12 protein-coding genes are annotated in these 13,548 nt (G+C 61.6%); 2 read left to right on the top strand and 10 right to left on the bottom strand.

The window, feature by feature from the left end; genetic code table 11:
- Positions 1-9 precede the first annotated feature (9 nt).
- The 3 genes from ACMGE0_RS00475 to ACMGE0_RS00465 form a co-directional block, all read right to left on the bottom strand.
- Complete coding sequence (locus ACMGE0_RS00475) at positions 10-1,581, bottom strand: ABC transporter substrate-binding protein (protein WP_436813896.1); 1,572 nt, start codon at positions 1,579-1,581, stop codon at positions 10-12.
- Between the two features lie 140 nt (positions 1,582-1,721).
- Positions 1,722-2,648 carry a LysR family transcriptional regulator gene (locus tag ACMGE0_RS00470; RefSeq protein ID WP_436813895.1) on the bottom strand — a complete coding sequence of 309 codons (927 nt, stop codon included), beginning with the start codon at positions 2,646-2,648 and terminating at the stop codon, positions 1,722-1,724.
- 43 nt (positions 2,649-2,691) lie between these two features.
- Positions 2,692-3,837, bottom strand: a complete 1,146-nt coding sequence (locus tag ACMGE0_RS00465; RefSeq protein ID WP_436813894.1) for a serine hydrolase domain-containing protein — start codon at positions 3,835-3,837, stop codon at positions 2,692-2,694.
- Between the two features lie 153 nt (positions 3,838-3,990).
- On the opposite strand from ACMGE0_RS00465, the gene ACMGE0_RS00460 reads away from it, so the two are divergent.
- Positions 3,991-4,941: an alpha/beta hydrolase gene (locus ACMGE0_RS00460; protein ID WP_436813893.1), complete on the top strand. Its 951-nt coding sequence runs from the start codon at positions 3,991-3,993 to the stop codon at positions 4,939-4,941.
- Between the two features lie 321 nt (positions 4,942-5,262).
- Here ACMGE0_RS00460 and ACMGE0_RS00455 read toward each other — a convergent pair whose 3' ends face one another.
- From ACMGE0_RS00455 to ACMGE0_RS00425, 7 genes are all read right to left on the bottom strand, one after another.
- A complete protein-coding gene (locus ACMGE0_RS00455; protein ID WP_436813892.1) occupies positions 5,263-6,375 on the bottom strand; it encodes a sialidase family protein in 1,113 nt (370 codons plus the stop codon).
- Positions 6,376-6,430: 55 nt separating this feature from the next.
- The gene (locus ACMGE0_RS00450; protein WP_436813891.1) at positions 6,431-7,357 is read right to left on the bottom strand and encodes a carbohydrate ABC transporter permease; all 927 of its coding nucleotides are present in this window, start codon (positions 7,355-7,357) and stop codon (positions 6,431-6,433) included.
- Entirely contained in the window at positions 7,354-8,256 is a 903-nt protein-coding gene (locus ACMGE0_RS00445; protein WP_436813890.1) for a carbohydrate ABC transporter permease, read from the bottom strand. The genes ACMGE0_RS00450 and ACMGE0_RS00445 overlap by 4 nt, the downstream gene beginning before the upstream one ends.
- A gap of 14 nt (positions 8,257-8,270) precedes the next feature.
- Positions 8,271-9,572, bottom strand: a complete 1,302-nt coding sequence (locus ACMGE0_RS00440) for an extracellular solute-binding protein (protein ID WP_436813889.1) — start codon at positions 9,570-9,572, stop codon at positions 8,271-8,273.
- Between the two features lie 31 nt (positions 9,573-9,603).
- Positions 9,604-10,698: an ABC transporter ATP-binding protein gene (locus ACMGE0_RS00435; RefSeq protein ID WP_436813888.1), complete on the bottom strand. Its 1,095-nt coding sequence runs from the start codon at positions 10,696-10,698 to the stop codon at positions 9,604-9,606.
- Between the two features lie 213 nt (positions 10,699-10,911).
- Positions 10,912-11,595: a GntR family transcriptional regulator gene (locus ACMGE0_RS00430; RefSeq protein ID WP_436813887.1), complete on the bottom strand. Its 684-nt coding sequence runs from the start codon at positions 11,593-11,595 to the stop codon at positions 10,912-10,914.
- A 32-nt stretch (positions 11,596-11,627) separates the two neighbouring features.
- Positions 11,628-12,527, bottom strand: a complete 900-nt coding sequence (locus tag ACMGE0_RS00425) for a dihydrodipicolinate synthase family protein (RefSeq protein ID WP_436813886.1) — start codon at positions 12,525-12,527, stop codon at positions 11,628-11,630.
- Between the two features lie 248 nt (positions 12,528-12,775).
- On the opposite strand from ACMGE0_RS00425, the gene ACMGE0_RS00420 reads away from it, so the two are divergent.
- The gene (locus tag ACMGE0_RS00420) at positions 12,776-13,525 is read left to right on the top strand and encodes a hypothetical protein (protein WP_436813885.1); all 750 of its coding nucleotides are present in this window, start codon (positions 12,776-12,778) and stop codon (positions 13,523-13,525) included.
- The last annotated feature ends 23 nt before the right edge of the window (positions 13,526-13,548 follow it).

The raw sequence follows: 13,548 nt of genomic DNA, 5'->3' as shown, positions 1-13,548 counted from the left end.
CGAGATGGCTCAGGACTTCTTCCAGACGCCCCATGCGCGCGGCTTGTCGAGCGCCCAGGTCTCGTATCCGACGAGCTTGTCCGAAATCGCTTCGATCACCGGGAAATAGTAGAGACCGAGTATCGGAACCTGCTCGGCCATCAAGCCATGCAGTTCCTTCAACACCGCCTTTTTCTGTTCGAAGCCCTCGGCATCGATAGCTCTGAGATAGAGTTCAAGCGCCTTGGGATCGCCCCATTGGTAGTTGGGAGTCTTCACCTTGTCGCCGGTGAACATGCCATAGATGACGAGCGGGTCGGGCCGCGAGGCATAGCCGAAGGACTGCATCTGGAACTTGCCGCTGAAGAAATTGTCGAGCTGTGCCGACCAATCCAGCACTTCGAGCTCGATATTGATCCCCGCCGCGGCGAGCATCGCCTGGATGACGATGGCGTTGTCATACATCCCGACATAGCGGTTGTTGGTCTGGAGCTTGATGGCCTGCCCCTTGTATCCCGCTTCGGCAAGCAGCTTCTTCGTTTCCGCCGGATCGTATTCGGGCCATCGCAGGAACGACGTGTCGAAATAGGCACTGCTTTCCGGAACCCCGGACGGGTTGAATTCGGCCATGCCGACCGTCTGGGCCTTGGCGATCTGATCGAGGTCCAGCGCATGCGCGATCGCCTGCCGCATTTTGACGTTCGACAGGAGGGGATCCTGGGTCTGCATCAGGATGGCCGTCAGGGAGAGCCCCGGAGACGAGATGATCCTGGCGCCTTTGGCCTTGAGGTCCGCGACCCGTGACGGCTGTATCGTCGATACGACATCCACCTGACCCGCGAACAGGGCGGTTTCCGCGGCCGTCTTGTCGGGCACGATCGTGAAGCGGGCTTCATCGACATACACCGTCCGATCGCCGCTCTGGCCGTTTCTCTCACCCTTGGTGGGCTGATAGCCGTCGAAGCGTTCGAGAGCGATATATTGCTCCTTTTTCCATTCCTTCAGCTTGAAGGGCCCGCTGCCGATCGCCGAGCCGTCGATCCATTTTCCGTCGCTGCCGACATTCTTCGGACTTGCGATCCAGATGTTGCAGACCGGATCGGCAAGCCGGACCAGAAACAGGGTGTTGGGGGCGCCGAGACGGAAGACGAGCGTATCCTCGTCCGGCGCTTCAACGGCATCGACCTTCAACCCGCGCGAGCCATCGAATGTAGGAATGCAGAGCCAGGGCGCATCCCTTCCTTTGGAAGCCATGCGGCGCTCCCACAGCCACTTGAAATCGGCGGCCCTCACCTTGTCGCCATTGTGATAGGTCGTGCCTTTCTTGAAATGGAACGTGTAGGTCTTTGCGTCCTGCGACACGTCCCAGGTCTCGGCAAGCATGGGTCCGACGGTCATGTCGGTCCGGAAGCCGACGAGCGGCTCATAGATATGATTGAGGACCGTATCGGTGTTGCTGTCATTGCGGCTTGCGTCGAGGCTGCGGATGTCGGCGGTCAGCACGATCCTCAGCGTGCCGCCCTTTTGAGGCTCCTGCGCATCGACGCTTCCCGCAAGAGCGACAGCAGCCAGCATGGCGGCCGATAAAAGGCTGATCTTCATGAATTTCTCCAACTGTTCCACCGTCTTGTAGATTGCCGGCGCAGACGCAGAGACCTGGACCGGGATCGTTTTTATTCACTGTGCAGGTGCGGCAGACGCAGTTCAAACGAGAAATCTTGCCGCGCCGCGACAAGAAAAATCTATAGGAGCGGCCCTTTTCGAAGGGCGGAAAATATGCCCGGCTCATCGGCTTCCGAGGCGACTTCGAATGCGATGTCCGCAACCGCCTTGACGAGCGGGTTTTCGTTCACCTCGAGATAGGAGAGATAATGCGTGAAGAGCGGAAAGGCCGGATCGACATCCAGGATGCGCAGGAGACCGGCATTGAGGTGCTTGTTCAGCACCGCGCGCGGCAGGGCGGTCGCCCCGAACCCCTCTACGGCCAGATCGATCATCGTGATCAATGCATTGACGTTGGAGACCGACAAGGCGTTCAGTCCCGCATCCGAAAATTGCCTCACGAGCCCGCGATAAGGCACACTGTCGCGGGAAAACGTCAGCAGGGGACGGTTGGCGAGATCGGCAAGTCCGAGCTTGCCGTCCGGCAGGGAAAACCCCTGACTGGCGACCCATACGGGCACGAAAGCTCCGTATTCCCTGTTGACGATCCTGTCGTCGTCGGTGGCGCCCATACCAAGGGCTATGTCGATGCGCCGGTCGATCAGCGCGCGCGTATTGGCTGAGCTGGTTTCGATCTGAAGGTCTATCGTGATGCCGGGATATCGTTGGCGGACCCGCGCCATGATGCGCGAGAGGAGCGAATGCGCGATCACATCGTTCGTTCCGAAGCTGACCGAACCCTGAATCTGGCCGGGTTCGGCAATCGCAAGCTGGAACTCGGCGACCGCACGCAGGATCTCCTCGGCTCTTGGGATCGCCTGTTGCCCGGCGGGCGTCAGAACGACGCTTCTCGAATCTCTGTCGAACAATGCCACACCGAGTTCCTGCTCCAGGGTGGCGATGCGATGGGAGACCGAAGCCTGGGTCGCCCCCAGCCGTTCGGCTGCGGCGCTGAAGCTGCCGAGCCTGGCAACCCACAGAAAAGTCTCTATGAATCTCAGATTCACGCCTGCTGCCCTTGGTTCTGGGGCAAGTCCGGCGGCCGCCGGCTCAGGCTGCCGAAACTGCCTTCATCATCGCGATGACGCATTGGTCGAGCTCGTCGTTGACGGGTGCCGGCTCGGACGACAACCGAACAATGACGGTTTCGGAGGCGCGGTCAACCCATAGCCATTGCCCGAAAATGCCCATGCCCGCGAGCGCGCCCGTCCCTGTCTCGTACCAATAGGATCGATAGCTGCCGCCGGGATAGATGTAGTGCTGGTCGCCGCTTGCCCAGACCGCCCGGTCTCCGCCTTGCCAGAGGCTTTCGATGAACTGCCCGGGCACCAGCCCTCCGCCGCCCCTGCGGACAAGATCGCCGAAGCGGGCGAGATCGCGCGCGGTGACGGAGATTCCTCCGGAGGTTCTGGGGTTGCCGGCGCGATCGACGGTGATGAAACCATCCGTATGCGCTCCCATCGGCTGCCAGACGAGCTTGCTCAGCAGATCGGCGTAGCGCATGCCGCCGGCCGCCTCGACGACAAGCCCCGCCATGTCCGAATTGGGCGAACGGTAGGCATGCCGTGTCCCGTGCGGATGGGCGGCTTTCCTCAGCGATACGAGGAATTCCCGCAGCGTCGGCGTCGGCTTTTCCGGATGTTCCGGCTGCCACAGGACCGCCCGCCGGTAACGGTCGAAATCACCGGTCTCATCCAGGTAGCTTTCCTCGAAAACCACGCTCACCGTCATGTTGAAAAGATCGCGCACGGTCACGTCCCCGTAAGCCGAACCGATGGCATCGGGGACATACTCGCTGACCGGCGCCGCAAACGACAACTTTCCCTGCGCTTCCAAAATTCCTGCAATCAGGCCGGTGAACGATTTCGAGATCGAAAAGACAAGGTGTGGCTCTGACGGGCCGCAGCCGTTTGCATACCACTCGGCGATGAGTTCGCCTTTCTTCATGACGACGAGAGCGTCGCTGCCGCTTTCCGTCAGGAAAGCATCGAGCGGCATTTCACGGCCGTCCGGCTCATGAACGGGAAGAGCGGAAAATCGGCCCAGATCCAGTTGCCGTCCCTCGGGCCGGCGCATGCTGCGGATCACCGCCGAAGGCACCAGTTCCGCCATGTTCCGGAAAGCCCAGGTCGAATAGGGGCGGTCGCGCCAGTTGCCGAGATTGATGTCGGACCGCTTGAAGTTGACTGCGTTCATGGCTTCCCCTTTTCTTCGGCGAGGCGTCGCCGATCAATGCCGATGAATCTGATTGATCTTCTCTCACCATTGATTAAATTGCGATCGCAGATCGCGCAAGTAGGCCCTTCTTGAAAACTCGAAAACGGTCTTGCCAGGGAAATGAGATTGACTGTGGACCCCCAAATTGAGGCAATGCTGCAGAACCTCGCCGCGGAAAAAAGGAACCTGCCCAAGAAGATCACGCTCGAACAGTCACGGGAGATCTACAGGCGGCAATATCTCTCCATGAGCCGTCGCCCGGAGGAAGCCGTTGCAGAAGAAGTGGTGTCCCTGACAGGCGACGCGGAGGTCAGGCTGACGCTCTATCGTCCTCCATCCCTGCCGGCCCGCGCGGCGATCGTCCTCTATCTGCATGGGGGCGGCTTTGTGCTGGGCGACTCCTCGGCCTACGCCAGCCAATCCGCCCGCATCGCGTTGCATTGCAATGCGACCGTTGCCTTTCTCGACTATCGCCTTGCCCCGGAACACCCCTTCCCGGCAGCCTATGAGGATACGCTGTCAGCCGTCCGGTGGCTGAAAGACAATATCGACCGCTTGAACCTCGATCCGGAGCGTTTTGCGGTCATGGGCGACAGTGCCGGCGGCAATCTCGCCATAGCCGCCATGCGGCACCACCGGGGCAAGGATGTTTTCTGCCATGGGGTTCTGCTCTATCCGGTTGCCGATCTGCGCCCTTATGCGGGAATGGCGGCCTTCTCCGCGTCCGACGAGGCATTTGCCGCCGGTTATTACCTTGAACGGCTGGCAATGGAATATTTCGCGCGCTCTTACCTGCCGCAGCCTGCGCTGGCGCTCGATCCCCGGGTATCACCCATTCTGGCGGACGATCTCACCGGTCTTCCCCCCATTACGATATACGGCGGAGAGATCGATTTGCTGAGGGACCAGGGGCGGCAATTCGCGGAGCACTTGATAGCGGCCGGCGTCTCGGCGCGCTATTTCCTCCTTGACGGTCTGATCCATAATTTCATGCAGCATTCCGGAATATCGGTAAAATCGGACGAGGCTTTCCTGAGAGTGTGCGCGGATCTGCGCGCCGCGCTGGATCGAAGCGGCTCGTAGGGCTCCTCGATTCCGGAGATAACAATTGGTGTCATCCCGATCCCGTTCGCGCCGATGGCGACGAGCCAGTGCGGCACCGCAAGGCCGACGCCATTGATGCAGGCACGCCGCCGACGAGGATTGGGACGAGCGAAGCTCCTGCCGGGATCGCCGGCAGCCGGCGCCCCGTCGCCCCGCCAAGAGCTGCCGACATAACCGTCGGAATGACTGAAAGCATGTTCTGATCGGGAACGGCATGACCCTGATGCTGAAGGGCGGCCAGATGGGCAGCGTCGATCTCTTCGATCGTTTCGCTGCCCTGGATGAGCCGATTAAGGCCTATCAGCCTCCAATGTCGTAGATCGATGCGGCGATGAAACGCTCCTGATCGCCGCCGTAATTGTAGTAATAGACGCTCAGCAGCTTTCCATCCGGCCTCACCACCGTCCGCGGGTAACCGAGGTCGGACATGCCGCCGTCGTCGCGCATGACGATGTCGTCGCTCCAGGTCCTGCCCTCGTCGGAGCTGACCCGGGCGCGCAGGCCGTAGGGCGCATCGCGATAGCCGAAAACGAGAACCAGTCTTCCGTCGTTCAGGCGGTTGAGCGTCGGCGGGTTGCCGGCATAGCCGGTATTCGGCACCGGCCGGCCGAGGAATTCCCACGTCTTGCCCTCGTCGCCGGAAACATAGGCATCGATCCAGGCCTTGCGGTCCGGGCCGCGGCTCGCCGTTGAGCAGCGCACCAGCGTCAGCACCTTGCCGTCCTTCAGCCTGATCGAAGCCGGCATGATCGCAAAACCTTCCGGCTCCTCGCCGACGAAGCTTTCGAAGGTGAAGCTCTTGCCGCCATCACGGGTACGAAGGCAGAAGACCTGGCCTTCCTTGCCGTTCGGCTTGGCAGCGCTCAGCAGGAAGAGCGCGTCATGCTTGCCGAGCGGCACGATGTCGGTGCGCGCCGAGATACCCGGCAGGCCGAAATCGCCGAGCCGGTAAGGACCGCGCCAGGTCTTTGCCCGGTCGTTGCTGACGTAGAACCAGCTGATCGCCCCGCCGAGGAGGCCGGTGCGGGCGCACATGACGAGGGTTTCCGGATCGGTGAAATCGATCGGCCGATCGAGCGGACGCAGATCGCGCTCGACGTCGATATGCGGCTGGGCTTCGAGTTCCGGCACGACATGCTCGTCGCCGGAAAGCGTCTGGCTGCCCGGCACGAAGGCGTTGAAGCGCTCGATCGTCCAGGTTTCGCCGCCGTCGAGGCTGCGAGCCTGCACGGGAATGAAGGGCCGTGTCTTGTCGCGCGCGTGCAGGTTCTCCGCCTCGCCGCGGAAACCTTGGACGAAAATCGTCACCGCCTCGTCGCCCCACAGCCACAGGCCGTAATTCGCCGGCCATGCGGCGAACTCGCCCTCCCTCCGATAGACTTCGACATTCTTGATCGAATTTGGCTTGGTCACGCGTCTCCTCCTTGCCGCCGAAGCGGTCTCATTCGGTCCAGTTATGTATGTCCGGTCAGCCTTTGACGCCGCTCGATACGGCGCCGTCGATCACGTGTCGCTGCGCCAGCAGGTAGACGATGATGACCGGAAGGGTGATGAGGGTCGCCATGGCCATGACGACGTTCCAGCGCGCATCCGGTCCGCTTTGAAGAAGTTGCAAGCCGATCTGCAGCGTCGCCATCTCCCGGTGCGAATTGAGGATGAGCGGCCAGACGAAGTCGTTCCAGGCGCTCTGGAAGCTGAGCACGCCGAGCACCGCCAGGGACGGCCGGGCGAGCGGCAGCAGGATACGCCGGAAGATCGTGAACGGCGATGCGCCGTCGAGCTTGGCGGATTCCTCGTATTCCATCGGAATTCGGGTGAAGAACTGCCGCATCATGAAGATACCGAAGGGGGTCGCCGCCGTCGGCAGGATCATGCCCCAATAGGTGTTGAGCAGACCCGTGCCGCCATTGCCGAGCCAGTCGTTGCCGCCGGCGAACGGGATTTTCTGGACGATCAGGAAGACCGGCACGATCTGGCTCTGGGCCGGCACCATCAACAGGCCGACGACGAGCGCAAAGATCAGGTTGCGGCCGGAGAACTGCATGCGCGCCAGCGCGTAGCCCGCGAGCGAGCAGAACACGAGGTTCGAGACCGTCGAGCCCAGCGCGTAGATCAGGCTGTTCACCAACTGCAGCCCCGCATCCGGCGAACTCATCGCATCGATATAGTTCTGCCATTGCAGGCCGTCCGGGATGAAGCTCGGCGGAAAGCGGAAGATTTCCTGGTCGCCCTTGAAGGAGGTGGAGACCATCCAGAGGAAGGGCATCACGGTCGCAAGCGCCGCAAACAGCAGCAGCAGGTAGCCGATGACGTTCATGACGTCGAAGCGCGGGAAATCGCGGCCGCGCGTCGCGACCTGCCTTTCCATTGCTGCGGGTTGCGCAAGATCGGTCATGCGTCTTTCCTCCGCATGATCCTGGTGCCGATGATCGAGAACACCAGGATGGTGAAGAAGAGGACGGTCGACATCGCCGCCGCGTACCCGAACTCGGTGTAGCCGAAGGCCGTCTGGTACATCTGGTAGACGACGGTCTCGGTCGATCCCAGCGGCCCGCCCTGGGTCATCACGTAGATCGCGCCGAACACCTGGAAGGTCTGCACGATCAGGATGATGAGCAGGTAGAAGGTGACCGAGCTCAGCATCGGCACGGTGATGCGCAGGAAGATATCCTTGCTCTTGGCTCCGTCGAGCCGCGCCGCCTCGTAGATATCGTTCGGGATGTCCTGCAGACCGGCGAGATAGATGATCATCGCCGTGCCGAAGTCGCGCCAGATCGCCATGATGATCAGGGAATTCATCGCCAGATTCGGATTCTGGAGCCAAGGCTGCGGCGGTAGTCCGACCTGGGTCAGAATGCCGTTCAACGGACCGGCATAGGGCTCGTAGACATAGGCCCAGACGACTGCGGCGGCGATCAGCGAGGTCAGGACCGGCAGGTAGAAGATGGTCCTGAAGGCGATCCGCCCGGGCACCTTGCGGTTCAAGGCCACCGCGGCCAGCAGGCCCAGCACCATGGTCGGAAAAGTCACGCCGATCGTGTAGTGGATCGTGTTGGCGACCGCCTGCTGGAAGCGCGTGTCGTTGAACAGCTTGATGTAGTTGTCGAAGCCGACGAAATTCGTCGGCTTCAGAAACGAAACGTCCGTGAAGCTCATCAGAAGCGTCGCCACTGCCGGCAGGAGCAGCGACAGAAACAGGATGACGAGCGCGGGTGCGAGGAATGCGTAGGCGCTCCAGTTCTGATTGAAACTGACCGCCTTCTGCGGCCTGGATGTCGAGCTCTGAAGCGCCATCGGTTATTCCCCACTCAGCCCTTCTTCAGCAGCGACTGCACCTCGTCGGCGGCAGCCTTCAGCGCCTTGTCGGGCGTGTTCTTCTGGAAGACGACCTCCTGCACCCCGCGGGCGACGAGCGTCATCATGCGCGAAAACACCGGCGTTGCGGGTGCTGCCGGCGGGGCATAGCTCGCGGTCTTGATGAATTTGGCGAGATAAGGATCCGCCAGAACCGCCTTGTCCTGCTGGGCGGACCTGAGCGTCGGCACGTTCTTGCTGGCGACCGCGAAGGCGACCTGCTGTTCCGGCGACATCGCGAACTCGATGAGCTTCAACGCCGCTTCCTGGTTCGGCGCACCTGCCCGGACGGCGAAGCAGAAGGGATCGACGAGCGAGGTGAAGCCGCCGTTTTCCTTCGGAACCGGCACGACGTCGAATTCGATGCCGGCCTTCAGCGCATTGTTGGTCGAATAGTTGCCGGCGATCAGCATCGCAGCGCGCCCCTGGTTGAAAGGGTTTGCCATGCCGCCGGGGCCGACGCCGAAGCCGGCATCGGTGATCTTGTCGACGACGACGAGGTCGCTCAGGAACTGCAGCGCCTTGACGCCTTCCGGGCCGGCAAAGGCGGGGGCCGAAAGATCGGCGGTCAGCAGCGTGCCGCCGGCGCCCTGCAGGAGCAGCGTGAAGAGCTCGAAAGTTTCGAGGTCGTTCTGGTAAAGCTGGATGCCCGAGACCTGCAGCATGCCTCCGCCGGGACGCTTGGTCGCGGCCTTCGCCCATTCCCGGAGTTCCGCCCAGTTCTGCGGTCCCTTGTCGGGATTGAGGCCTGCCTCGCTGATGAGCTTGCGGTTGATCCCGAGGCCGCGCGACGTGCCGTAGAGCGGCATGGAATACTGGCCGCCTTCGATATGGCCGTAGGCGAGCAGCGACGGATCGAGATCAGCCGACTTCACATCCGGCAGCGCCTTGCCGAGTTCGACCAGCTTGTTGCCGGAAGCGTAGGTGAGATTGTAGTCCCAGTGCTGGACGATCAGGTCCGGACCGGTATTGCCGTTGATCGCGGTCAGCATCTTTTCGTTGAGCTGCGAAGGTTCGGCATAGAGGCTGGATTGCAGCGTTACCTCCGGATGAGCCGTCTTGAAGGCAGCTTCCAGGGCTTCGCCTGCCGCCTTCTTGCTGCCCGCGAGCTGCGACCAGAAAACGAGCTGCTGTTCCGCGGCAAGCGCGCGACCGGAGGCCGACATCAGGACAGGCAGACCCGCAAGGCCGGCAGCGGCCCCGGATAGGAATGCACGACGTGTGGGCTTCATGGCATGCAGGACATCGTTCTTCATCGTAAACTCCTCCCGATTTATCGACGATGATTTATTTCCGACTGACTGTAGTTCCGGCGGCGTCGAAGACATGGATGTTCGCCGCATCGCAATAAACGCTCAGTTCCCGGCCCGGCTCGACGATCTGGTCGCCGGAAAAGACACAGGTGAAATTCTGGGCCTCGATAGCGCTGTGCACGATCGTCTGGGCACCCAGCCTCTCCACCGATCGCGGAACGATGCCGATCTTCACCAACGGCTCACTGCCGGCCGGATGCGGCGCCAGGAATTCCGGACGAATGCCAAGGACGACTTCCTCGCCGACCTTGAGACGCTCAGCCAGTCCATCGATGACGATCGTCCCGACACCCGCAGCTTCGAAGGAATAGTATTCGCTTTCGATCGCCTTCACCTTGCCGCGCAGCATGTTCATCGGCGGACTGCCGATGAAGCCTGCGACGAAACGATTGACCGGCCTGTGATAGAGGTCCATCGGCCGGCCGACCTGCTCAACCCGTCCGCCGTTCAACACCACGATCCGGTCGGCCATGGTCATGGCTTCGAGCTGGTCGTGGGTGACATAAACCATGGTGGCGCCGAGTTCCTTGTGGAGCTGGGTGAGCTCGGTGCGCATTTCGATACGCAGCGCCGCGTCAAGGTTGGACAGCGGCTCGTCCATCAAAAAAATCTGCGGCTTACGGACGATGGCGCGGGCGATCGCGACGCGCTGGCGCTGGCCGCCCGAAAGCTTCGACGGCTTGTCCTTCAGCCGTGTAGAAAGGCGCACGGTATTGGCGGCCTTCTCCACCTGCTGCTGGATGTCGCCCTTGGAGCGTCGCTCCATCTGCAGCGGAAAGGCGATGTTGTCATAGACGGACATATGCGGATAGAGCGCGTAGGACTGGAAGACCATGGCGACGCTGCGCGTACCGGCCGGCCGGCGGGTCACATCGTCCTTGCCGATCCTGATCGCGCCGTCGCTGATCGGGTCGAGACCTGCGATCAGACGCAGCAGCGTGGACTTGCCGCAGCCGGACGGGCCGACGAAAACCGCAAATTCCCCGTCCTCGATGGCAAGCGACACGTCCTTGATGGCGTCGAACGCCCCGTAGCTTTTCGAAACGTTGGATAGCTCCAGACGCGCCAAAGCTCGGTCCTCCCTGAATGTCTCTCCGTTGTCAGATGCCTGACGAGGCTAACATGCAACAAAAAAACCAGCCTGTAAATATGTTATTCGATAACTTCTCTACGAACTTATATGATCAGTTATACAGCAAGTCGCGGACCAAAGCGGGATGGCAATGCGCGGAGTAACGGCGTATGGGCGGATGACGATGAGATAAAGCCGGCGAGGCCGCCGTTAGAGCTCTATCGCCCTCTCGCGGGCGTTCATGATGTGACGGTCGATCGCATCGCTGGCGGCATGCGGATCGCGGGACTTGATGGCGTCGATGATCGCCAGATGGTCGCTGAAGGCCGGCGGCAGAACCTGTTCGGAAAGACTGATCCTGTCGAGCTTGATAAGCCGCATCCGGATCGCGTTGACCGCATAGGCCTGGATCAGCAGATCATTTTGGGTGGAATCGACGAGGAGGTTGTGGAAGCCGTCATCGACCTTCTGGCCGCGCTCGAAGACATCGGGCGACGGAGAGTTGTGGACTTCGTCCAGGATCGCCTGATGCAGGTGCTTCTGTTCGTCGAGAACTGAGTCCGGCATCCGCCGGACGGCTGTCAGCACAGCCTCCCGTTCCAGCGCCATGCGAACCTGAAAGGCTTGGCGGATCATCGACAGATCGATCTGGGTGATTTGGATGCCCCGCTGCGGCATGACGACCAGAAGGCCTTCATACTGCAGACGGGGAAGGAGTTCGCGCAAGGCGCCGATCGAAAGACCGAGGAGCGCGACCAGTTCCCTTTGCGAGACGAACTGCCCCGGCCGCAACCGGCCATCGAACAGCGCCTCGCGGAAACGATCATAGGCGACTTGCTTCACCGAGCGGATCTCGGGCTGTCCGATACTGGGCGGTGCGGTACGTGCGCTCATCTGTCTCCTATCGCCGGCCTGCGCCGGGCCGTTCAAGCAGCGGCGCGATAACCTGTCCGCTCGAACAATTCAATGAGCATAGCACGATCGCTCTGGCTGAGAGCAAGCAGGGGCGGAACCGCGTATGCTAGACTTTCGTCTCTTCGATAATGGGCAAGAGCGGCCTTGAGGGCAACGAGCGATCCGTAAGCATCCACTGCCTCGATGCGCCGCGACTGCTTTTCGAGAAGGCCGGCGTCCTCCGGATTGTCGTAGAGCGCCTTGAGGTCGCGGGCAAAGACGTTCGGCATGCCGCCGATCATGCCCGCGCCGCCGGCCTTGACCAGGGTCGGCAGAACACGGTCGTCGCCAGTGAAGACGGCAAGTCCCGGGAAGGACTTCACCAGCATCAGCCCGTTGTCGAGATCGCCGGTCGAATCCTTAATGCCGGCGATGCGGCTGCCGTGCTTGCGGATCAGCGCCGCGATCAGCGGCTGCGTGAATGGAACACGGCTGAGCTGCGGAATGTTGTAGAGGACAAGGTCGATCCTCGTATGCGTCTCGGTCCGCTCGATCAGCGCGTCGAAGAAGGCCGCCACACCCTCCTCGCCCGCGCCATAATAGAAGGGCGGCAGAACAAGCGCCGCACGGCAGCCAAGCTCCCCATAGGCGATCAGCGACGTCACCGCGTCGTCGAAGCTGGCGGTCATGATCGCCGGCAACTGCCGGCCCATGTCGGCACCGCTTGCCTTCAATATTTTCAACGCTTCGAGCTTCTGGCCTGTCGAGAAGGATGCGCCCTCGCCCGTCGTACCGAAGGTCGAGACGAAGCTGCAGCCGTTTGCGAGGAGATGGTCGATATGCGCCGCCAGCCGATCGGCACCGATACGGAAATCGGCAGTCACCGGCGTGACGGAGGCGGCGACGATGCCTTTCAGGGCTGCATTCGACATGATGGGCTCCTCGTTATAAGACTGATATAATCAGTATAGCTATCAGTCGTCAAATGTCTATTTACATCAGCTCTCCTCTGCGGCATGTTGCGGCCATCAAGCGACGGGAGGAATGCATGGCCGGCCACGGAACGCGATCACTGCGGAGCGCGGAATCGGTTGAATTCATTACGATAAATTCTTCGATCCTCGAATCGCAGCAGGATCGCTCCCTTCCCCTGTCTGCTTCACCGGAAGGATGCTGACGGATGTCGCACCTATCCAGCCAGACACGTTCGAAGCTGCTTGGAGAAACGATTCGCGACGCCATTCGGTTCGAAACCGCGTTCGATCCCGACCCCTTCGCCGGACTTTCGCTGCCGGACGCCTATGGCGTGCAAGCGGAGGTCTTCCACGCGCTCGACCAGCCGTTCAAGGGCTCGAAGCTCACCCTGAAAGGCGACGTCTGCCACAGCGCGCCGCTGTTTTGGGTCGCGGAGGGCGATCGCCATGCGTTCCGACCCGGGGTGTCGCTGGAAGTGGAACTCGCCTTCGTGCTCGGCAAGGACATTGCGACCGGCTCCGGTCCGGTGACCCGGCTGGATGTGGTCGATGCGATCGCCTCGGTGCATATCGGTGTCGAGTTCCTGCGTAGTCGTTATGCGGGCGGATCAAGGCGCGATCCGGCCCTTGCCGCCGCCGATATGATGAGCAATGCCGGCTACATCCTCGGTCCCTTACTGCATCGCCAACTGCTGGACGAAGGTGCATCGATCGGACCGCTTTCCATCGCGATCGATGGCCAGGCCGTTTTCGATAAGCCGGCGACGCATGTCGACGGCGATCCGCTGAAGACCGTGACCGTACTGGCGAACCAGGCGCCGCTCTCCTCCTTCTCCATGCTGAAGGCGGGGCAGGTGCTGACGACCGGCTCGCTCTGCGGGCTGATCCCGATCGGGGAGCCCGCCAGGGTGGACGTGAATATGGCCGGACAACAGTTCGTCCTGAGCTTGAGCTGACGCGATCGCCGTTCGGGAGCGGG

This window comes from Neorhizobium descurainiae, assembly GCF_051400715.1.
Taxonomy (GTDB): domain Bacteria; phylum Pseudomonadota; class Alphaproteobacteria; order Rhizobiales; family Rhizobiaceae; genus Neorhizobium.
Note: the sequence above shows the minus strand (reverse complement) of the source record. Positions and strands in the feature narration are given on the sequence as shown.